Origin of the sequence: Paracoccus haematequi (genome assembly GCF_900631945.1) — a bacterium.
GTDB lineage: Bacteria > Pseudomonadota > Alphaproteobacteria > Rhodobacterales > Rhodobacteraceae > Paracoccus > Paracoccus haematequi_A.
In genome coordinates, this window is the sequence record NZ_UZWE01000019.1 from 24,938 (window position 1) to 45,174 (window position 20,237).

The window sequence follows — 20,237 nt, forward strand, 5'->3', positions numbered from 1 at the left end:
CCGATGAAACCGACCGCCCTGATCTGCCTTGCCCTTGCCGTGACCGCCTGCGCGCGGGCCGACCATCTGGGCAAGCCGCCCACCCTCACCTCGCCCCGCAACAGCGAGGAATTCATTGCCATGACCAACCCGCCGCTGGAAATCCCCGTCGATTCCGGCCGCCCCGAGGCCGCGGCCTCGTTGTGGGCGGGGACCACCTCGTCGCTGATCAGCGACCGGCGGGCGGCCACGCGCGGCGATATCCTGACCGTGGTGATCGAGATCGACGACGAGGCGCAGATGACCAACACCTCGGGCCGCAGCCGCTCCTCGGGGGAAAGCGTCAGCGTTCCGCAGATGATCGGCATTCCGCAGCGCCTGAACAAGAAACTGCCCGAAGGCGCCAGCTTCGACAACCTGGCCGAAGCGGAATCCTCCTCGACCTACAAGGGCAGCGGCAACATCACCCGGCGCGACAAGCTGACCCTGCGCGTCGCCGCGACCGTGATCGACACGCTGCCCAACGGCACCTTGCAGATCGAGGGGACGCAGGAGGTCCGGGTGAACTATGAACTGCGCGAACTGACCGTCAGCGGCTTCGTGCGTCCCGCCGACATCGACCGCAGCAACGAGATCGCCTATGACCGCATCGCGGGCGCGCGCATCAGCTATGGCGGACGCGGGCAGATCACCGACGTGCAGCAACCCCGCTTCGGCCAGCAGATCGCCGACGTGATCCTGCCGTATTGAGGGTGGCCCATGAAGAAGATCCTGACCCTGCTGATCCCCATCCTGGCCCTTGTCGCGGGCGTCGCCGCCGGCGACATCCTGCGGCCCGCGCCCGAGGGAACCGAACAGGCCGCTGCCGAGGGCGATCATGGCGATGCAAAACCCGCCGCTGACGAACACGCCGCCGCGCAAGCCCCCGACCACCCTACCGCGGCCAACGGCCATGCCGCCGCTGCCGATCACGGCGGCGGCCACGGGGACGAGACCGCCGTTCCCGCCGAGGCCTGGTTCACCTTCCCGTCCCAGTTCTTCGTGCCGCTGATGCGCAACGGCGACATGGGCGCGGTGATGATCCTGACACTGACTATCGAAACCGGCGGCGCCGAGCTGCCCGCGATGGAACAGCAGGAACACCGCCTGCGCGACGCCCTGTTGCGCGAATTGCTGATCCACGCCAATACCGGCGGCTTCGACGGCAACTTCACCTCCGAGGCGCGGCTGGCGCCGTTGCGCGAGCGCCTGCAAAAGGCCGCGCAGGCCAGCACCGACCTGCCTGTCAAGGCGGTCCTGATCGAGGATATCGCCCGCCAGGCAAGCTGACGGTTGCATCGGCAAGGCCGGCAGGGCAGAAACCGGCCCTGCCCGATCAAGGACATGCCGGTGGACCAAGCCTTTCCGGAAAGCGATTGCATCACGATCCTGCTTGCCAGCTATCGTGGCGCGGGCTTCATCCGTGCGCAACTGGACAGCATCGCGGCGCAGACCCACCGGAACTGGCGCCTGATCCTGTCCGACGACGGATCGGACGACGGAACCCCCGGCATCGTCGCGGCGTTCGCGGCCTCGCGTCCGGCCGGACAGGTGCAGATGATCGACGGGCCACGCCGAGGCGCCACGCAGAATTTCCTGCACCTTCTGACCGCCGCGCCCGAAGGGGCCATCGCCTTTTGCGACCAGGACGATGTCTGGTTTCCCGACAAGCTGGCCCGCGCCGCCGCGGCGCTATCCCGGCGGGACGGCCCCGTCCATTACGCCGCCCGCACGATCATCACCGACGCCGCCCTGGTCCCGATCGCCCAGTCGCGGCATTTCCACCGCCCCTTGGGCTTCCGGAACGCTCTGGTACAGGCGATCATGGCGGGCAATACGTCGGTCTTCAACGCCGAGGCCGCCGCGCTGCTGCGCCGCTGCGCCGCCGCGGCCCGGGCACGAAACATCGAATCGCATGACTGGTGGGCTTATCAGGTCACTTCGGGGGCGGGGGCGGCACTGATCCACGATCCCCGTCCCGCCCTGTTCTATCGTCAGCACGCTTACAGCGTGATGGGCCGCAACGATACGGTTCCGGCCATGTCGCAGCGCATCGGCAAGTTGCTGGCGGGCGACTATGGCGGCTGGCTGGCAGCCAATCACGCCGCCCTGGAGGCCGTCCGATCGGAGCTTTTGCCCGAAAACCGCCGGATTCTGGACCGCTTCGGCGCGGCCCTGTATCAGCCGGGCCCGATGGCGGCAGCCCGGATGGCGCGGATCGGCCTCTATCGCCAGACCGCGCCCGGGACCGCCGCCCTGTTCGCGGCGGCCCTGTTGGGCAGGCTGCGTCAGCGCGGCCCCAGCAGCGCCATCAGATAACGGCCATAGGAGTTCTTGGAAAACCGCTGCGCCTGTTCGCGCAGGGCGTCTTCGGTGATCCAGCCTGCCTCGAAGGCGATTTCCTCGGGGCAGCCGGTCTGCAATCCCTGCCGCTTTTCCAGGGTGCGCACGAAATTGCCCGCATCCAGCAGGCTGCCATGGGTGCCGGTATCCAGCCAGGCAAAGCCGCGGCCCATCTTCTCCACCGTCAGGCTGCCATCGCGCAGATAGCTTTCCAGAAGCGTGGTGATCTCAAGCTCGCCCCGCTCGGACGGGATGACCTGCCTGGCGCGTTCCGAGGCCGTGCCGTCCAGGAAATAAAGCCCGGTTACGGCAAAATTCGACGGCGGCAGTTCCGGCTTTTCGATAATCGCACGGACCCGGCCGTCGGTCTGGAAGTCCACCACGCCATAGCGTTCGGGATCCGACACGCGATAGCCGAAGACCGTGCCCCCGCCGGTCCGCCCGTCCGCCGCCTTCAGCAGTTCGGGCAGGCCGTGGCCGAAAAAGATGTTGTCGCCCAGCACCATGGCCGAGGATGCGCCGGCCAGGAAATCCTCGGCCAGGATATAGGCCTGGGCCAGCCCGTCGGGCGAGGGCTGGACGATCCATTCGAAGCGCAGACCCCATTGCTCGCCCGTTCCAAGCAGTCGCTGGAACTGTCCCTGATCCTCGGGCGTGGTGATGATCGCGATCTCGCGAATGCCGGCCAGCATCAGCACGCTGATCGGATAATAGATCATCGGCTTGTCATACAGCGGCAGAAGCTGTTTCGACACGCCGATCGTGATCGGATAAAGGCGCGTTCCCGATCCGCCCGCCAGAATGATGCCCTTGCGTCCCGTCATCTTGCATATCCCAATTGCGTCAAAACCTGGTCGAGGTCAGCCTGCCAATCCGGGCGGGCAATACCGAAATCGCGCGCGATGCGCGAACAGTCCAGCCGCGAATTGGCCGGACGCCGCGCAGGCGTCGGATAATCGCTTCCGGGGATGTCCTGGACCGCGCAATCCAGCCCCGCACGCGCGAAAATGCGGCGCGCGAAATCCGCCCAGCTGACATCGGGCGCGCCGCTGAAATGATAAAGCCCGCCCTTGCCGCGGTCCGCCTGCATCTGCCGCGCCATCTCCAGCAGGGCGGCGGCGATCCGGTGGGCGGCCGTCGGACCGCCGACCTGATCGGCGACCACGTTGATCCGGTCCCGCTCGGCCCCCAGGCGCAGCATCGTCTTGACGAAATTCGCGCCATCCGGCGAAAACACCCAGGATGTCCGCATCACCGCCCATTGCCCGCCGCACGCCGCAACCCGGCCCTCGCCCTCCAGCTTGGTTTGCCCATAGACGCCCAGAGGCCCCGTCGGCGCATCCTCGTCGCGCGCGTTGTCGCCCGTCCCGTCAAAGACATAATCGGTCGAGACATGCAGAAACGGGATCCCCAGATCGGCCGCCGCCCCGGCCAGCAGGCCGGGCGCGGTGGCGTTCAGCATCGCCGCCGCCTCGGGCTCGGATTCGGCTCGGTCCACGGCGGTGTAGGCAGAGGCGTTGATGATTACCTGCGGCCGCAGCGCCTGAATCCGCGCGGCGACGGCCTGGGGTTCGGACAGATCGGCCTCAGCGCGGCCCCAGACGGTCGCCTCCGGCGCCAGGCGCGCCAGGGCCTGCCCAAGCTGCCCCGACCTTCCAAGAACCAGCAGCCCTGTCATCCGGCCTGCCCCAGGCGCTTCCCGACCCCGTCGCGCGACAAGAGCGGTTGCCACCAGTCGCGATGGGTCAGATACCATTCGACGGTCCTGCGCAGGCCCTCCTCGACCGTGACGGATGGCCGCCAGCCCAGTTCGGTGCGGATCCGCGAAGGATCGATCGCATAGCGGCGGTCATGCCCGGGGCGGTCGGAGACGAAGGTGATCAGGTCCGCATGCGGCGCGCCTTCGGGATGAAGATCGTCCATATGCGCGCAGATGGTGCGCACCAGGTCGATGTTCTTGGCCTCGTTTTCGCCACCGATGTTGTAGCTGCTGCCGACCCGGCCCTTTTCGACGACCAGCAGCAGCGCATCGGCGTGATCCTCGACATAAAGCCAGTCGCGGACGTTGCCGCCGTCGCCATAGACGGGGATCGGCTCTCCCGCCAGGGCTTTCAGGATCACGACCGGCACCAGCTTTTCGGGGAAATGATACGGCCCGTAATTGTTCGAACAATTGGTCAGAACCACCGGCAGGCCATAGGTCTCGTGCCAGGCGCGCACCAGGTGATCGGACCCGGCCTTGCTGGCGGAATAGGGGCTGCGCGGATCATAGGGGGTGGTTTCGGTGAACTGGCCGGTGTCGCCCAACGATCCGAAAACCTCATCGGTCGAGATATGGTGGAACCGGAATTCCCCTGGCCTGCCCTGCGCGATCCAGTAAGCCCGCGCGGCCTCCAGCATGTTGAAGGTGCCGATCACATTGGTTTCGATGAAGGCGGCGGGTCCGTCGATGGATCGGTCCACATGGCTTTCGGCGGCCAGATGCATCACCACGTCAGGCCGATGGGACGCGAAAACTCGGTCCAACGCAGCCCTGTCGCGGATGTCTACATGTTCGAAGCGATAGCGCGGGCTGTCTGCGGCCTCGGCCACATTCGCGGGATTGGCGGCATAGGTCAGGGCATCGACATTGACCACATCGTGTCCACGCGAAACGGCCAGGCGCACCACGGCCGAGCCGATGAAGCCGGCGCCGCCGGTCACAAGGATCTTCATGCTGCGGCCCCGTATTCAAAAGGAGATGTCCATTCGGCAAAGGCGGGGGCGTCGCGGTCCTTGTTGGACAGCAGCGGATCGTCCACCCCCCAATCGATGCCAAGGCTGTCCCATCGGACAGCCCCATCGCTCGCCCGGTCGTAATGGGCGGTGCATTTGTAGATGATTTCGGTATCCGGTTCCTGGGTTACGAAACCATGCAGAAACCCGGTTGGTATCCAGAGCTGGCGGCCGTTATCATGGCTGAGCTGGACTGCGACCCATCGGCCATAGGTGGGGCTGCCCCGCCGGGCATCGACCGCCACGTCCAGAAGCGCGCCCCGTCCGCAGCGCACCAGCTTGCCCTGCGCAAAGGGCGGGGCCTGATAGTGCAACCCGCGCACCGTTCCCGCGCGGCGCGACATTGAATGGTTGTCCTGCACGAAATCGGGCAGGTCCAGTCCGGCTTCCGCCAAGGCCTTGCGATTCCAGCTTTCCGAAAAGAAACCCCGTTCGTCGCCAAACCGCGCGGGGGTCAGGATCAGGACATCGGGCAAGGCGGTGGCTTCTATCTTCATCAGATCAACCCAAGGACTGGAAACATCGCCTACCCTCTATGCGACAAGGCAGGGCCTGTCACTTGTCAGGCGAAAAAATCCCGTCCTTCACTCAATCACCAGATCGGCATGAAGCGCCCCTGCCGCATGGATCGACTTCAGGATGTCGATCATTTCCCGCGGCCGGACACCAAGGGCATTCAGCCCTTCGACCAGATCACTAAGCGAGGTCTCGCCCGCCACCTCGGCAAAGCCGATGCCGGGTTCGTTGCGCAATTCGGCAACCGTCCTGGGCACAGTCACGGTTTCGCCCCGCGCAAAGGGGTTGGGCTGCGACACCATGGGTGCCTCGCTCACGCTCAGCGTCAAGGCACCCTGCGACACTGCCACCCGCGAGATGCGCACCCTTTCCCCAATCACGATGGTGCCCGATTTGTGGTCGATGACCACCTTGGCCCGGTCCTCGGGTTCGACGGTCAGGTTCTCGATCCGCCCCAGAACGCGCGCCGGATTGACGGCGCCGAGCTGGCGGAATTCGACAAGAACCGTGCCGCTGTCCTGGGTCGTCGCAACGCGGCGATCAAAGTCGCTGTTGATCGCATCCTCGATCCGGGTCGCGGTCGTGAAATCGGCGTTCCGCAGGGCGACGCGGATATTCTGGATGCCGGCGAAATCGAATTCGACCTCCCGCTCGACCCGCGCGCCGACCGGGATCTTGCCCGAGGTCGGCACACCTTCGACCACGCGGGCGGCCTCGCCTTCGACCGCCGCGCCGCTGGCGATGATCGAGCCCTGGGCCACCGCATAGATATTGCCGTCCGCCGCCTTCAACGGCGTCATCACCAGGGTCCCGCCCAGCAGGCTCTTGGCGTCCCCGATGGTCGACACGCTGACGTCGATGCGGCTGCCCGAACGCGCGAAGGGCGGCAGGGTCGCGGTGACGACCACAGCCGCGACGTTGCGGGATCGCAGCGCTTCGTCCGTGACGTTGACGCCCAGCCGCTCCAGCAGCCCCGCCAGCAGTTCCTCGGTGAAGGGGGCGTTGCGAAAGCCGTCGCCGGTGCCGTCCAGGCCGACGACCAAGCCATAGCCCACCAGGTCGTTGCCGCGTACGCCGTCGAAATCGGCCAGATCCTTGATGCGAACCGGGGCGGCTGCCGCGATCACAGGCAGCAATGCCATGACGATCATCGCAAGAAGACGCCGCATCACAGATAATCCACCAGCTTCAGCTGCGATAGCCGCCCGATCACGGAGTAAAGCGTATCCAACTTGGTTTCCGCATCGCTGAGCGCGGTTGAGGTCGCCAGCGGATCGGCCTCTCGCAAGGTGTTGCGGGCAGTTTGCAGCGTGGCTGTCGCAGCGGACCCCTCGGTCTGAGCCGTGGCGATAAGCTGCTGAGCATAGCCCACGCGTGCCATCTCGGCGATCAAGGGCGGCGAGTTGTCCAGCAACGACTTGCCTGCCGCCTGCAACAGCATCCGTTGTTCGGCCCCGTTTCCGGCCAGGGCGCCGCGATCGACCATCGCCGCCGCCGCCAAGCCCTTGAGGCTGTCGCGGATGGCGGGCGACAGGGCGGTCGTGGTCAGGGTGATCGTCATGCTTTCACCGATGGGGGCCAGCTGCCCGCCGGTTCCGCCATGATAGGCAACATCGGCAAAACCGCCCGCGCCGGGGGGCGCATCGAACCAATCCGACACCGCCTGGGCCACATCTGCCGCCGTGGTCAGCCCTGCGACCTGGGTCGTCAAGGCGGTCAGGATGGTTTCCGCCGAGGCAAGGGGCTGGGTGTCGCTCTGCATGCCGGAAAACAGAAAACGCTGCCCGACCGAGCCGTTCAACTGGCCGATCACCGCCTGCAAGGACGAAGCCGCTTCCGCCGAGCGGGTGGCCACAAGCGCATCCGTCGCAGCCTGGGGATCCAGGTAAAGGCTCTGCCCTATCCTGGTGGCCGTCGTCTGGACCGAGGTCAGCGCGTCCTGCATTCCCTTGGTATGGGCGGCGGCCTCGGCGGCGTTGCGCCCGAACTGCGCCAGCGCAGCAATCCGCGCTTCGATCCCGGCGAGGTTCTGGGTGTTGCCTTGCAGCCTGCCGCCCAGGTCGGCGACTTCGCCGCTGGCCAATTCGGCAGTCAAGGTTGCCATGGTGGTCTTGATCCGGTTCGTCGCGGCCTGCATGGCAAAGGCGCGCGCCTGATCCCCGATGGGTTGCACCGTCATCGTCATATCCCCAGTATCTGATCCATCATGGTCTGGATGGCCTGAATGACCCGCGCATTGGCGGCATACGCCTGTTCATATTGCAGCAGCCGCTGCATTTCGGCATCGCTGTCCACCCCATCCGCCGCCAGCCGCGACCAGATCGTATCGGCCTGCCCGTTGCGGATCGCGGCGTCGGATTGGGCATTCACCCGCGCGGTCGAGACCTGCGATTCCACCGTGCCCAGGCGGTCGGCCAATGAGGCCTTGCCGCTGAATCCGGTGCCCGCCAAGGCTGCGGTCGCCTGGTTCAGGGCATCCGACATCGCGACCAGCAGGGTGGCGTCGCCAACGGCACCTTCCGCACTGGCTGCCAGCCCGGACCGCAGGCGCCACACATCGCCGCCCTCGGACTCGATGACGGCGGTATTCAGGCTGATCCGCCCTGCCAGCCCCGTCTTGTCCGCCAGGCTGGCGCGGACGCCGTCGTCGGTGAACAATCCCGCCGAGGTGGCGGTCAGGGTGCCGTCGACCGCAGGATCGGCCAGCCGTTCATGCAGGTCATAGGCAAGATCGTCCAGCGACGCCTGAACCGCAGGGGCCAGTTCGTCGCGGATGGCGAAATTCGCCGCCAGCGACCCGCCCGCGTAAAGCCGCATCTGGGCCTGCGTCAGGTCGATGCCGTTCTGCGTCAGCAGCGCCAGCCCGGATCCGACCGTCTGGCCAACCGTCACCTGACCTGCCGCGTCGAAGCCGAAGGCGGTCGGCGTAGTGCCGTCCAGAAGCACGGCACCTCCGGTCGTGAACAGGGCCACGGCACCGGCGGCGCGCGTCACCTCTTGCACCGGGACGATCTTGGAGATCTCGCTGATGATCCCCTGCCGCTGGTCGATCAAAGACGAGGGGTCTGACCCGTCGGCTTCCATCACCGTGATCCGGCGATTGAGATGCGCGACCTCGGCCAGGGACTTGTTCAGCGTGGCGACATTGGTGGCGATCGCCTGATCCGCCGCGCTACGGGCGGCCTGAACCTGGTCGGAGGCCGCATTCAGCCGCGAGGCCAGAGCCTGCGCCTTGTCCACGGCCTGCGTCAGGCGGATTTCGTCGTCGGGGCGGCTGGCGGCCGATGACAATGCGGTCTGGAAATCGGTCAGCGCCGCCCCCAGGCTGCCGGCATTGCCGGCGATGCCGATCTGATCCTCGATCGTGGTGGCGAAGGCCAGCCGAGTGGAAGCCTCGGCCCTCGCGGCCTCGGCCAAGCGGGACTCGGACAGCACGCTGGCATTCACGGCGCGGGTGACGCCATCGACGCGCACGCCCCCGGCATTGCCGCCCGCGGTCTGGGCGCTGACCGCCAGTTCCCGCCGGGCATAGCCGGGGGTCGCGGCATTGGCCAGGTTCGCCGCCACGGTTTCGGTGCCCCGCGCCGTGGCCGTCAAGCCAGACACGGCATTTCCAAGGGCGCGCGCGATGCTCATCCCAACTTACCCCTCAGCGCTTGATATTGGTGGTTTCTTGCAGCATCTCGTCGACGGTCTGGATGATCTTGGCGTTCGACGAATAGGCGCGCTGCGTCATGATCAGATGGGTCAGCTCCTCGGCCACGTCGGTGGTCGATTCTTCCAGCGCATAGCCCTGGACGGAACCCGTCGGGCCGTCGCCCGCGTCCCACAGGAAGAAGCTGCCCGAGGTGGGTGAGATCGTGAAGGCCTGCGAATCGACCGAGACCAGGCCGTTGGGGTTGGGCACGTCCACCAGCGGGATCTGATACAGCGTCTTGACGAAGCCGGTGTCATAGCTGGCTTTCAGGAAACCGTCCGCATCCACCTCGACCGTGGTCAGGTTGCCGACCGGCGAGCCGTTCTTGGTGACGTTGATGGGCGAGAAATTGGCCGAAAGCTGGCGCATTCCGGTCGTCCCGCCCGGCGTACCGATGACCAGGTCCATGGACCCGCCCGCCACGGCCAGACCGATCGCCCCCGTGGCCGGGTCGTAAGCCCCGCCGCTAAGCGTGGTCACGCTGGCGATGCTGCCGCCGTTCGCCTGACTTTCATCGAAAACGATCCGGTACGATCCGACCAGATTGGACGCCGGATTCGACGCCGAATCGCGGACCTCCATCACCCAGGTGCTGGACATGCCCGTGGCGTCCGAGGTGTTGGGGGTGAAAGTGATATTCAAGGATTCCGACGTGCCCAGGTTGCCGAAATATTCCACCTTGTAAGGGATCGAGGCGCCTGACGCCGTGGGCAGCGTTTCGGTCGCGGGCAGGTTGACGCCAAGGGATATCTGGGTGGTCGGATCGCCGGCGGTCTGGTTGGCGCTGATCTGGACGGGCACCAGCCCGGTCATGGTATCGCGCGACATCACCGGGATGCTGCCATCCGCTTGGGCGGGCCAGCCCATCAGGACAAGGCCCGATTCCGTGCGCAGGATACCCTCGGCATCGGGGCGGAACGATCCGGTCCGTGTCATCATGAAGGGCAGGTCGGTAAAGCCGTTGTCCAGATCCACCGCCGATGTCACCGGCAGCATTCCGCGCCCGGACACCGCGATGTCCAGCGGGTGAGAGGTGGTGGACACCCCCCCGTCGTCCTCGATCAGGCGCTGCGTCGTCGCCGTGACGCCGCCCGCAGAATACAGCCCGGCGATGCGATGCTGGTTCAGCACGAAGGAATTGAAGTCCGTTTCCATCCGTTTGTAGCCATAGGTGCCCGAGTTCGCGATGTTGTCGGAAATCGTTGCAAGTCGGGTGGAGTTTGCCGCCAGCCCGGAAACGCCGGCGCTCATCGCGGAAGACATTGACATGGCATCACCTTTTTCAGTTCGTCTTGATCATCCGACGCAGGGCTTAAGATTCGCCTAATCGCGCCGGCCTATCTGAGTAAAATCACTTCGATCCGGTTGTTGGCCGGATGCATGGGGTTTCCGGTCTTGCTCTTGCGGTCGGCATATCCTGTAACCCGCTGGATTCGCTTGGCGTCCAGGCTGGATCCCTCCAGCAGGTTGCGGACCGCATGGGCGCGGGCGTCCGACAGCGCCCAGACCGGAGAATTCACCAGCATCTCGGGATAGGCCCGGACATGGCCGGAAACGGCGATCTGGTTGCGGGTTTTGGCGATAACGCGGGCGATGATTCGGGTCAGTTCGGACAGGACCGGCTGAGGCTGGGCGCTGTCTTCCACGAACAGCGCTTGGTCGGTCAGATCGCCCAGTTCAATGACCAGCCCCTCGTCGGTCATGCGTGTGACGACATGGCGCAGAAGATTGGTCAGCTGCTGCGATTCGCCGCCGGTGGCGTGAAGCTGGCGGCCGATCTCCTCGGCCACCTGGTCCAGGGTCGCGTCCGAGGCGTCCTTGCCCAGCTGTTCCACCCCCTCGCCCGAGGCGCCGGGGGTCCGCACGATGGTCGGATTGAAATACTCGGCCAGGCCCGCGCGCTGCTGTTCTGTGGTGGCGTTCAGAAGCCACATCAGCAGAAAGAACGCCATCATGGCGGTCACGAAATCCGCATAGGCGACCTTCCAGGCGCCGCCATGGTGGCCGGCTTCGCCGGAAGCGGTCACCCGCTTGATCAGGATCGTCGGACCCGTCGCCGCCTTCTGCCGTGCCATCGCCATTCCGCCATCGCTGTTCAGGCGCAATGTCGCGGCAAGTCGGCTTTGGAACAAGCCGACCCCTCAAATGCTAGGCATTATCCGCAGACGGAACGACCCGATCAGTCGTTGTGCCAGCCGCTGATGGCCTTGGAATCCATGAACTCCTCCAGCCCCATGACGCCGCCCTCGCGGGCGCGGCCCGACATCTTGACGCCGCCGAAGGCCGACCCCGCCCCGCGCGACTGGCCATTCATCTCGACCATCCCCGACCTCAGGCGCCGCGCCACGCGGTTGCGGCGGGCGCCGTCCTGGGACTGGACATAGTTGGTCAGCCCGTAGGGCGTGTCGTTGGCGATCTCGATGGCCTGTTCCTCGGAATCGAAGGGGATGATCGACAGGACCGGACCGAAGATTTCCTGCTGGGCGATGGTCATGTCGTTGCTGACATCGGCAAAGACGGTCGGACGGACGAAATAGCCGCGGTTCACGCCCTCGGGCAGGCCGGTGCCGCCGGCGACCAGGCGCGCACCCTCGTCGATGCCCTTCTGGATCATATCCTGGATCCGGTCCCATTGCAGCTTGCTGACCACAGGGCCGATATGCTTTCCGGGCTGATGCGCGCTGGCCACCTGCGTTTCCTGGGCGACCCTGGCCGCCGTTTCGACCGCCTGGTCATAGATCGAGCGTTCGACCAGCATCCGGGTCGGCGCGTTGCAGGACTGGCCGCTGTTGTAGAAGCAATGCCGCGCGCCGCGCACCACGGCCTTGTCGTCGGCATCGGCGAAGACGATGTTGGCCCCCTTGCCGCCCAGTTCCAGCACGACCTTCTTCAGCGTGTCCGCCGCCGCCTTGGTGATCGCGATCCCGGCGCGGGTCGATCCGGTGAAGCTGATCATGTCCACGTCCTTGTGGGTCGAAAGCTGCGTGCCGACCCCCGGCCCGTCGCCGTTAACCAGGTTGAAGACGCCCTTGGGCAGGCCGGCTTCGTCCACGATCTCGGCAAAGACCATCGAGGACAGGGGCGCGATCTCGGACGGTTTCAGCACGCAGGTATCGCCCGCCAGGATCGCCGGGATGACCTTCAGCGTGACCTGGTTCATGGGCCAGTTCCAGGGCGTGATCAGCCCGACAACGCCCACCGGCTCCCATGCCACCATCGAGGTCGGGGCGTGATCCCCCAACGGGCGGATGAAGTCGAATTCCTTGAAGGCGTTGATGAAATTCTGGATGTGATAGGTGCCCGCGGCAACCTGGTCGCCCAGCGACATGTCCTGCGGCGCGCCCATTTCGTGACTGATCGCCCAGGCCATGTCCGGCGCCCGGCGATTGTAGATTTCCAGGATCCGTTCGACATGGCGCAGCCGTTCTGCGGGCTCGGTGAGCGACCAGTCGGCGAACGCCGCCTTGGCGGCGGCGACCGCCCGGTCGGTATCGGCCCGGTCGCCCAGGCTGATGACCGCCACGGCCTCCTCGGTCGAAGGGTCGATCACCTCGAGGTCGTTGGCGCGGACGGGATCGACCCATTGCCCGTCGATATAGAACTTGCGCTTGTCCAGCAGCCCGGTCATGGCGATCCCTTCCCCGTTCGGATTTCCCGCACAAGGTGAAACGACGGGCGGCCCTGTGCAAGCCTTGTTAATCTCGACCAATGAAGTAGATAAAAGACTGGCATTCCGGTTCGTTTCCCCTATTCTGCCGGAACGTTCCCTCTCGAAAGGCCCCTCATGTCCCTGCGTATCAACGACATCGCCCCCGATTTCACCGCCCCCTCGACCGAGGGCGAGATCCGCTTTCACGACTGGCTGGACGGAAGCTATGCGATCCTCTTCAGCCATCCGCGTGATTTCACGCCGGTCTGCACGACCGAATTCGGCGCCGTGGCCCGGCTGGTCCCGGAATTCGAAAAGCGCGGCACCAAGGTTCTGGGCGTCTCGGTCGATTCGGTCGAGGATCACGGCAAATGGAAGCGCGACATCGAACAGGTTGCGGGTGTCCCGGCGAATTTCGCGATCATCGACGACCGCGACCTGACCGTCGCCAAGGCCTATGACATGCTGCCGGCCGAATATTATCTGCCGAACGAAGGCCGCACCCCGGCCCATTCGGCTACCGTGCGCAGCGTGTTCATCATCGGTCCCGACAAGAAGATCCGCCTGACGCTGACCTATCCGATGTCCATCGGCCGCAACTTCGCCGAGATCCTGCGCGCGCTGGACGCGGTGCGCAAGACCGACGGCGTGCCCATCGCGACCCCCGCCGACTGGCAGCCGGGTCAGGACGTGATCGTGGCCCTGTCGCTGGACGACAAAGCGGCCGAGGAGAAATACGGCCCGCTGGACATCAAGCTGCCCTATCTGCGCTTTGCCAAGGATCCTGCCTGATCAGGACCGGGGGGGCGCGGCGTCGCCCGCGGCCTTCCCCCGCCGCGCCAGATCGCGCTTGTGCCGCCAAGCGATCCACTTGTTCACGATCTGGCGGCGCTGCTTGATCAACCCGTAAAGCGGGTGGCGACCCTGGGCGGATCGCTTGCCAGACCCGCCTTCGATGACGCTTTCCGCGCCCGTCGTCGTGACCAGCGGGGGCCAGACTGACAGGCCCCGATCGCTGCGCGTCAGCCAGTGCCGGAAATGGTTGTCCACGCCGCGCGTGATGCGGTCATGCGTTTGCACAAAGCTTTCCGCCCCCTGCCGCGACCAGATCAGCGCGGTGGCGGTCATGGGAAAGTAATGGGCACGGGTCAGGTCGTAACGGCGCCCGGCTGCGCTGAACTCCATAATCGGCGTATAGATCTTGTGCTGGGGGGAACCGAGGTTCACCAGATCCCAGTTCCGATGTTCGTCCAGCCAGTCCAGAACGATGCGCAGCCCCTCGGCAAAGCCGGGGTTCAGTTGCATATCGTCCTCGAACACCAGCCCGCAGGGGGCGCCGCTCTCCAGAAAGCGGCGCGCGCAGTCGAGATGGCTGAGATAGCAACCGATCTCGCCCCCGCGCAGCGGACGGCCCATATAAGCCATCGCACCGGCGGCATCGTATTCGGGGAACTCCTCCACCCGCAGCGCCCTGCCGTCGAATGCGGGGACGCGCTCAAAGGGTATGCCCGCATCGTCCAGTTGGCGCTTGGCCGACCGAAGCCGGTCGTCCGAACCGTCCAGGTTGATGAGATAGACGGGATGCTGCATCGATGGCCTCGCAGCCTGTTTCTGAAAAGGTGATGAGGGGGGTGTCAAGACGCGTCCGGGTCGTCGTTCCACCAGCCCGTGCGGTCGCGATGGTGCAGCGCGCGCAGCCGGGCAAAGGCGGTATCGTTCACCTGCATCCGGTCATAAACCGTCCTCAGGATCATCCCTGCGGACCCGGCGGCGAAGAAAGGTTCCAGCCGCCAATACAGGTTGCGCAACGTGTCATCCGTGCCGACGGTAAAGACCGAGGTTCCTTCGAACAGCGGAACCAGTTCGGTTTGCAGCCTTTCGATCCTGTCGGGTAAGGGCTTCAGCGATTCGGCACCATGGATATAGCGATCGGATTCGCCGATCTTCACGGTATTGCCCAGCAGGGACGCCATCATCCCGATCGCGCGATCCTGCGGATCCGGGTCGTGTTCCGCGAAGGTGTCGGCTGCCGAAATCAGCCAGCGCAGGTTCAGGTGACCGCACAGGAACTCCGCCTCTTGCGCCCACAGCGCATGGAACCTGGCCAGGCTTTCCGGCAGCCGCACCTCGCGCCGGATCAGGACGATCAGGGTGGCGTGGTGCAGCAGCAGTTCGGATTGGCCGGAAAACTCGAACCGCAAATTCGCCAGATGCCGGTCCAGCGACTTGTCCGAACCGCGCGTCTGCACCGCCTCGCCCGCCGCGACGATCCGGTCCCGCATCGCGGCCAGATCGGGATCGGCAACGACATGCCGCCGCGCGCCCCAGCGTTTGCGGTGTTGATTGAGCGAGAAGAACCGCTCGATCCTGGATTTCTTGCGCCTGACCATGTCAGGCCCGCCGCGCCACGACCGCTTCCAGGCGCGGATCGAAGCTGAAATCATAGCCCTTAAGCGCGGCGCGATAGCCCGCGCTCAGATCGTCGGTGCCGATCTCGTCCCTGTGCCGGGCTGAGGCGTTCACATAGGCCTTGAGCTGGCGCGAGGCCTGCTTCTGGTCGATGAAAGGCCGGATCTTGCGGCCCGACGGGTAATGGAGGATCCGGTCCCGCAGGTCGCGGATCCAGGGACGCGGCGTCCGGGATATGCCGCTGTTCAGCCACTGGCTTGCCAGGTCCGTGTCGCGGGCGGTGCGGAACCAGGCCAGGCTGAACAGCACCTGGTCCCAGACATGCGGGTATTCGTCGCAAAGCCGCACCCATTCGGCCAGCAGCCTGCCCACCGCCGGGGATGTATTGAGATAAATCAAATAGGAAATGTCTTCCCAGCCTTGGCGGCGCACAAAGGCCACGTCGAAGGGATTGCCCATCAGGAAGGCGGGCGGGCGCAGGATCGCGGCATCGGCGTCGATCCAGCAGACTGGACGCCCGCTGTCCTGCCAGGCCGCCTGGATCACCCGCGCCTTCAGCCCGGTATTGGCGACCCATGACCCGCGAGAGGCCACCGGCTGGATCCGGTGCGGCAGATGGTGGTGGTCCAGCGAGGCGCGCAGGTCGGCGGCCAGTCCTTCGTAAGGCGTGTCGGTGGTGTAGTAGGACACGAACAGCGGCGGTTCGCCCTGCGGGGTTTCGTAAAGCGCGATTTCGCCGCGCAGATCGGCCGTGCAGGCCAGATCGACGGCGCCGGGGCGGCGCAGATGCGCGACGATCCTGCCCTGCGGATCGGCCAGGGCCTGGGGCGGCGGGCGGAAGGACAGGCCCGCCCGGGCGATATAGTCTGAAGGAGTCATTTCAAGAATCCACACGCCGCGCCAGCCTGCGCCGAACAAGCCCGCGGTAATAACTCGCCTTGAAAAACCGTGCGGGGTTCTTTCTTTCGCGTGTCTGCTGCATCTCGGCAAAGGCCCGATCCTGTTCAAGATGCGAAGGCCCCTGCCCCGGAGCGGCATGATGCACGACGCGCGGCGATACCAGCCAAGCGCGCAGGTCATACAAATCCACTGGCCAGTCGGAAACACAGGTGACCGGGGTTGTCGCGCGCAAGAGGTCATGCGCCGCATTCCGGGACACCGAATAACCGGTGCACCCCGATGCCCGCCGCGTCGGACGATACATCATCCACCGCCCCGCCTTTTTTCGCTGCCAGGGCAAGGCGCGCCCCGAGTAATGATACAGCAAGGTCAGGGTATCCGTCCTGTAATGACCCGCCCGAAGAAAGTCAGGGAAATCCCCTGTCAGGATCGCATCATCCTCAAGCACGATTGCCCCGGCAAGTCCCTCGTCAACAATGGTCTTGTAGATTTGCCGGTGCGACAGGGCGCAGGCGAATTCCGCATCCGTCATCGGGCGCTTCAGCCGGTTCCGGGCGGCGTCCCGGTCTATCAACGGCAGATATTCGGCAGGCAGACCCCGCCGCCCATCGACGCCGAAAACCAGGCGCCACAGCAGGCCCAGTTCCGCAAGACGGTCCAGCAGGGGCCGGCGGCGCGCCTCGTCGCCCTCCAGCGTCAGAATGAGGATCGGCCAGTCCGTCTGCACCATGACACCCCGTCGCGGCAAGCATGAAAAGGCCCCGAACATGCCGGGGCCTTCCGATGTCGTCGAACTATCAGCCCTCGGCCGGTTCTTCCTTGGTCTCGGTGATCTCCTGCCCGGTTTCCTGGTCGACCATCTTCATGCCCAGCCGGACCTTGCCGCGGTCGTCGAAGCCCAACAGCTTTACCTTGACCTCCTGGCCTTCCTTCAGCAGCTCGTTCGGGTGGTTCAGGCGCTTGTTCGCGATCTGGGACACATGGACCAGGCCGTCGCGCTTGCCGAAGAAGTTCACGAAGGCGCCGAAATCGACCAGCTTGACGACCTTGCCGGTATAGATCCGGCCTTCTTCGGGTTCGGCCACGATCGAATAGATCATGTCATAGGCCTTCTTGATCGAATCGGCATTGGCCGAGGCGATCTTGATGGTGCCGTCGTCGTTGATGTCGACCTTGGCACCCGAAACCTCGACGATCTCGCGGATGACCTTGCCGCCGGACCCGATCACTTCGCGGATCTTGTCGGTCGGGATCTGCATCGTCTCGATCCGGGGGGCGTGGGCCGAAAATTCGCGGCGGCCTTCGGTCAGGGCCTTGGCCATTTCGCCCAGGATGTGCAGACGCCCTTCCTTGGCCTGCGCCAGGGCCTGTTCCATGATGGCAGGCGTGATGCCCGCGACCTTGATGTCCATCTGCAACGAGGTAATGCCCTCGGCGGTGCCGGCGACCTTGAAGTCCATGTCGCCCAGGTGATCCTCATCCCCCAGGATGTCGGTCAGGACCGCATAGCGGCCGTCGTCTTCCAGGATCAGGCCCATCGCCACCCCGGCGACCGGCGCCTTCAGCGGCACGCCCGCGTCCATCATCGCCAGCGACCCGCCGCAGACCGACGCCATCGAGGACGAGCCGTTCGATTCGGTGATCTCGGACACGACGCGGATGGTATAGGGGAAGTCGGTCGGCGCGGGCAGCACGGCTTGCAGCGCGCGCCAGGCCAGCTTGCCGTGGCCGATCTCGCGGCGGCCGGGGGAACCGACGCGGCCGACCTCGCCCACCGAATAGGGCGGGAAGTTGTAGTGCAGCAGGAAGTTGCTGCGGCTGTTGCCGTGCAGCGCGTCGATGATCTGCTCGTCGTCGCCGGTGCCCAGCGTGGTCACCACCAGGGCCTGCGTTTCGCCACGGGTGAACAGGGCCGAGCCGTGGGTGCGCGGCAGGATGCCGACTTCGCTGTCGATGGCGCGCACGGTGCGGTTGTCGCGGCCGTCGATGCGGGCGCCGCCATTGATCACGTCGCCGCGCAGGATGCCCGATTCCAGCTTCTTCAGCGCCGAACCCAGGTTCGGGTCGGCCAGTTCCTCCTCGGACAGACCGGCCTTGACGGCGGCTTTCGCGGCTTCGATGGCGTCGTGACGCTCGCCCTTGTCGCGGATGGCATAGGCGGCGCGCATCCCGGCTTCGCCCAGCGATTTCACGCGGGCATACAGCGCGCTGTAATCGGGCGACTGGAAGTTGAAGGGCTCTTTCGCGGCAGCCTCGGCCAGATCGATGATCAGGTCGATCACCGGCTGCATCTGCTCGTGGCCGAACTTCACGGCGCCCAGCATTTCCTCTTCCGACAGCTCATAGGCCTCGGACTCGACCATCATCACGGCGTCCTTGGTCCCGGCGACGACCAGATCCAGCCGCTGTTCCGGGTTGGCGCGCAGGTTGTCCATGTCCTGAACCTCGGGGTTCAGCACATACTGGCCATTGGCGAAACCGACGCGGGCGGCGCCGATCGGACCCATGAAGGGCACGCCCGACAGGGTCAGCGCCGCCGAGGCCGCGATCATCGCCACGATGTCGGGATCGTTCACCAGGTCGTGCGACAGGACCGTGCACATCACCAAGACTTCGTTCTTGAAGCCCGGCGCGAACAGCGGGCGGCAGGGCCGGTCGATCAGGCGCGCGGTCAGCGTTTCCTTTTCCGAGGGGCGCGCCTCGCGCTTGAAGAAGCCGCCGGGGATCTTGCCCGCGGCATAGTATTTTTCCTGATAGTGAACCGTCAGCGGGAAGAAATCCTGCCCGGGCTTCGGTTCTTTCGCGAAGGTCACGTTGGCCATGACGCTGGTCTCGCCCAGGGTGGCGATGACCGTGCCGTCGGCCTGACGGGCAACCTTGCCCGTTTCCAGCGTGAGCGTTTCCTGGCCCCACTGAATGGATTTCTTCACTTCATCAAACATCTGATTTCCTCTGGGCCGCGCCAGCCCTCTGGTTCGCGCCCGTGTCATATGGCGGCCCCATTGCCGCCGCCCCTATCCTTTGCATGTGCCCCAGGGCATGGGCGTCACGTCACAGATGGCGGGGCCTTACAGGAAAACAGGGGGTTTGGGAAGTGGCCAGACCGGCCCGGCGCCGGATGCCCGCCCAGGCGCGGGGCGCGGCACAGGCCGGTCGCCGAAGACAGCGCCCGCAGCCGGGGCCGCGGGCGCGTTCCGTGCGGACCAAGCGTTACGCGGCCCCCCGCTGGCTTGCCGGAGCGGCCTGGACGCTGGGCTGCGCGGCGGCATGTTCGGCCACTTCCTTCTGGGCCGGGTCGGCCTTGGGCGTGACCTTCAGGGTATCGACCAGGTTCAGCAGCTGTTCGCGCTCCATCCCGCGAATGGCCCAGGCGCGGGCGCGATCCTCCTCGGTCGGGTCGGCGGTCTCGGCGGGTTGGTCGGCGGCTGTTTCAGACACGGACGCCAGGGGTTCGGTCGTTGCAGGAACCGAAGCCGCCGCCGGGCGGAACGCCCAGCCCGACCCAGGTGCCGGTGCCGTCGCAGCGGCCGAGGCTTGGGCCGCTGGGGCCTGCGGGGCCGTGGATTGGGTCGCGGCGGAAGCCTCGACCAGTTGCAACGCCTTGTCAGAAAGGTCGAACTTGACGCCCTCGGTCTGCGCCACGGCGGGGCTTGACTGCGAGGCCGACGCCACCGGCGGCGTTTCTGCGGCCTGCTGGACCGCCTGCTGGGACGCGGCGGCGGCCTGGACCACGGCCACGGTCGATGTCGTTGTGGCGGGGGTCGGCGTCGAGGCGGGCGCAGGCGTTGCCGCTGGGATCGCCAGGTTCAGAAGGGGCTTCAAGATCGGGTTCAGAATACCAAGTACCATGTCCGCGGTTCCTCGTTGATAACGCCCCGATTTTAGAGGCGGACGACCGGGAATCCACGAAATAGCCCTTTGAATTTTAAC

The 20,237-nt window shown here is 65.7% G+C and carries 20 protein-coding genes; 4 read left to right on the top strand and 16 right to left on the bottom strand.

Going from position 1 to position 20,237, the window contains the following annotated elements; all coding sequences use genetic code 11:
* Nucleotides 1-3: 3 nt before the first annotated feature.
* Genes flgH through PARHAE_RS02535 form a run of 3 tightly spaced genes read left to right on the top strand, consistent with a single transcriptional unit; the run spans nt 4 to nt 2,337 of the window.
* The gene (flgH, locus tag PARHAE_RS02525; protein WP_126153035.1) at nt 4-729 is read left to right on the top strand and encodes a flagellar basal body L-ring protein FlgH; all 726 of its coding nucleotides are present in this window, start codon (nt 4-6) and stop codon (nt 727-729) included.
* Nucleotides 730-738: 9 nt separating this feature from the next.
* The gene (locus PARHAE_RS02530; protein ID WP_126153036.1) at nt 739-1,308 is read left to right on the top strand and encodes a hypothetical protein; all 570 of its coding nucleotides are present in this window, start codon (nt 739-741) and stop codon (nt 1,306-1,308) included.
* A 60-nt stretch (nt 1,309-1,368) separates the two neighbouring features.
* Nucleotides 1,369-2,337, top strand: a complete 969-nt coding sequence (locus PARHAE_RS02535; protein ID WP_164555114.1) for a glycosyltransferase — start codon at nt 1,369-1,371, stop codon at nt 2,335-2,337.
* Here PARHAE_RS02535 and rfbA read toward each other — a convergent pair.
* From rfbA to PARHAE_RS02585, 10 genes are all read right to left on the bottom strand, one after another.
* Complete coding sequence (rfbA, locus tag PARHAE_RS02540; protein WP_126153038.1) at nt 2,307-3,185, bottom strand: glucose-1-phosphate thymidylyltransferase RfbA; 879 nt, start codon at nt 3,183-3,185, stop codon at nt 2,307-2,309. The genes PARHAE_RS02535 and rfbA overlap by 31 nt on opposite strands.
* The gene (rfbD, locus tag PARHAE_RS02545) at nt 3,182-4,039 is read right to left on the bottom strand and encodes a dTDP-4-dehydrorhamnose reductase (protein WP_126153039.1); all 858 of its coding nucleotides are present in this window, start codon (nt 4,037-4,039) and stop codon (nt 3,182-3,184) included. Before rfbD ends, rfbA begins: the two co-directional genes overlap by 4 nt.
* A complete protein-coding gene (rfbB, locus tag PARHAE_RS02550; protein WP_126153040.1) occupies nt 4,036-5,076 on the bottom strand; it encodes a dTDP-glucose 4,6-dehydratase in 1,041 nt (346 codons plus the stop codon). The genes rfbD and rfbB overlap by 4 nt, the downstream gene beginning before the upstream one ends.
* Nucleotides 5,073-5,633 carry a dTDP-4-dehydrorhamnose 3,5-epimerase gene (gene rfbC / locus PARHAE_RS02555; RefSeq protein ID WP_126153041.1) on the bottom strand — a complete coding sequence of 187 codons (561 nt, stop codon included), beginning with the start codon at nt 5,631-5,633 and terminating at the stop codon, nt 5,073-5,075. The genes rfbB and rfbC overlap by 4 nt, the downstream gene beginning before the upstream one ends.
* A gap of 87 nt (nt 5,634-5,720) precedes the next feature.
* Nucleotides 5,721-6,803 (bottom strand): flagellar basal body P-ring protein FlgI, encoded by a 1,083-nt coding sequence (locus PARHAE_RS02560; RefSeq protein WP_126153115.1) that lies wholly within the window; start codon nt 6,801-6,803, stop codon nt 5,721-5,723.
* A gap of 17 nt (nt 6,804-6,820) precedes the next feature.
* A complete protein-coding gene (locus tag PARHAE_RS02565; protein WP_164555115.1) occupies nt 6,821-7,831 on the bottom strand; it encodes a hypothetical protein in 1,011 nt (336 codons plus the stop codon).
* Between the two features lie 2 nt (nt 7,832-7,833).
* A complete protein-coding gene (gene flgK, locus PARHAE_RS02570) occupies nt 7,834-9,258 on the bottom strand; it encodes a flagellar hook-associated protein FlgK (RefSeq protein ID WP_164555116.1) in 1,425 nt (474 codons plus the stop codon).
* Nucleotides 9,259-9,301: 43 nt separating this feature from the next.
* On the bottom strand, nt 9,302-10,618 hold the full coding sequence (locus tag PARHAE_RS02575) for a flagellar hook protein FlgE (protein ID WP_126153044.1): 1,317 nt from the start codon (nt 10,616-10,618) through the stop codon (nt 9,302-9,304).
* Between the two features lie 68 nt (nt 10,619-10,686).
* Nucleotides 10,687-11,424 (bottom strand): flagellar motor protein MotB, encoded by a 738-nt coding sequence (locus PARHAE_RS02580; RefSeq protein ID WP_126153045.1) that lies wholly within the window; start codon nt 11,422-11,424, stop codon nt 10,687-10,689.
* A gap of 104 nt (nt 11,425-11,528) precedes the next feature.
* Entirely contained in the window at nt 11,529-12,968 is a 1,440-nt protein-coding gene (locus tag PARHAE_RS02585; RefSeq protein WP_206436846.1) for an aldehyde dehydrogenase family protein, read from the bottom strand.
* A 165-nt stretch (nt 12,969-13,133) separates the two neighbouring features.
* Here PARHAE_RS02585 and PARHAE_RS02590 point away from each other — a divergent pair, with 165 nt between their 5' ends.
* Nucleotides 13,134-13,790: a peroxiredoxin gene (locus tag PARHAE_RS02590; protein ID WP_126153047.1), complete on the top strand. Its 657-nt coding sequence runs from the start codon at nt 13,134-13,136 to the stop codon at nt 13,788-13,790.
* Here PARHAE_RS02590 and PARHAE_RS02595 read toward each other — a convergent pair whose 3' ends face one another.
* The 6 genes from PARHAE_RS02595 to PARHAE_RS02620 all read right to left on the bottom strand — a co-directional run bounded on the left by PARHAE_RS02595 (nt 13,791) and on the right by PARHAE_RS02620 (nt 20,156).
* Nucleotides 13,791-14,588 (bottom strand): glycosyltransferase family 25 protein, encoded by a 798-nt coding sequence (locus PARHAE_RS02595; RefSeq protein ID WP_126153048.1) that lies wholly within the window; start codon nt 14,586-14,588, stop codon nt 13,791-13,793. It abuts the gene before it with no gap.
* A 44-nt stretch (nt 14,589-14,632) separates the two neighbouring features.
* On the bottom strand, nt 14,633-15,388 hold the full coding sequence (locus tag PARHAE_RS02600; RefSeq protein WP_241232641.1) for a hypothetical protein: 756 nt from the start codon (nt 15,386-15,388) through the stop codon (nt 14,633-14,635).
* Nucleotide 15,389: 1 nt separating this feature from the next.
* The gene (locus tag PARHAE_RS02605; protein WP_126153050.1) at nt 15,390-16,286 is read right to left on the bottom strand and encodes a hypothetical protein; all 897 of its coding nucleotides are present in this window, start codon (nt 16,284-16,286) and stop codon (nt 15,390-15,392) included.
* 1 nt (nt 16,287) lies between these two features.
* Nucleotides 16,288-17,076 (bottom strand): glycosyltransferase family 25 protein, encoded by a 789-nt coding sequence (locus PARHAE_RS02610; protein ID WP_126153051.1) that lies wholly within the window; start codon nt 17,074-17,076, stop codon nt 16,288-16,290.
* A gap of 28 nt (nt 17,077-17,104) precedes the next feature.
* On the bottom strand, nt 17,105-19,249 hold the full coding sequence (gene pnp / locus PARHAE_RS02615) for a polyribonucleotide nucleotidyltransferase (RefSeq protein ID WP_126153052.1): 2,145 nt from the start codon (nt 19,247-19,249) through the stop codon (nt 17,105-17,107).
* Between the two features lie 268 nt (nt 19,250-19,517).
* The gene (locus PARHAE_RS02620; protein WP_126153053.1) at nt 19,518-20,156 is read right to left on the bottom strand and encodes a hypothetical protein; all 639 of its coding nucleotides are present in this window, start codon (nt 20,154-20,156) and stop codon (nt 19,518-19,520) included.
* Between the last annotated feature and the right edge of the window lie 81 nt (nt 20,157-20,237).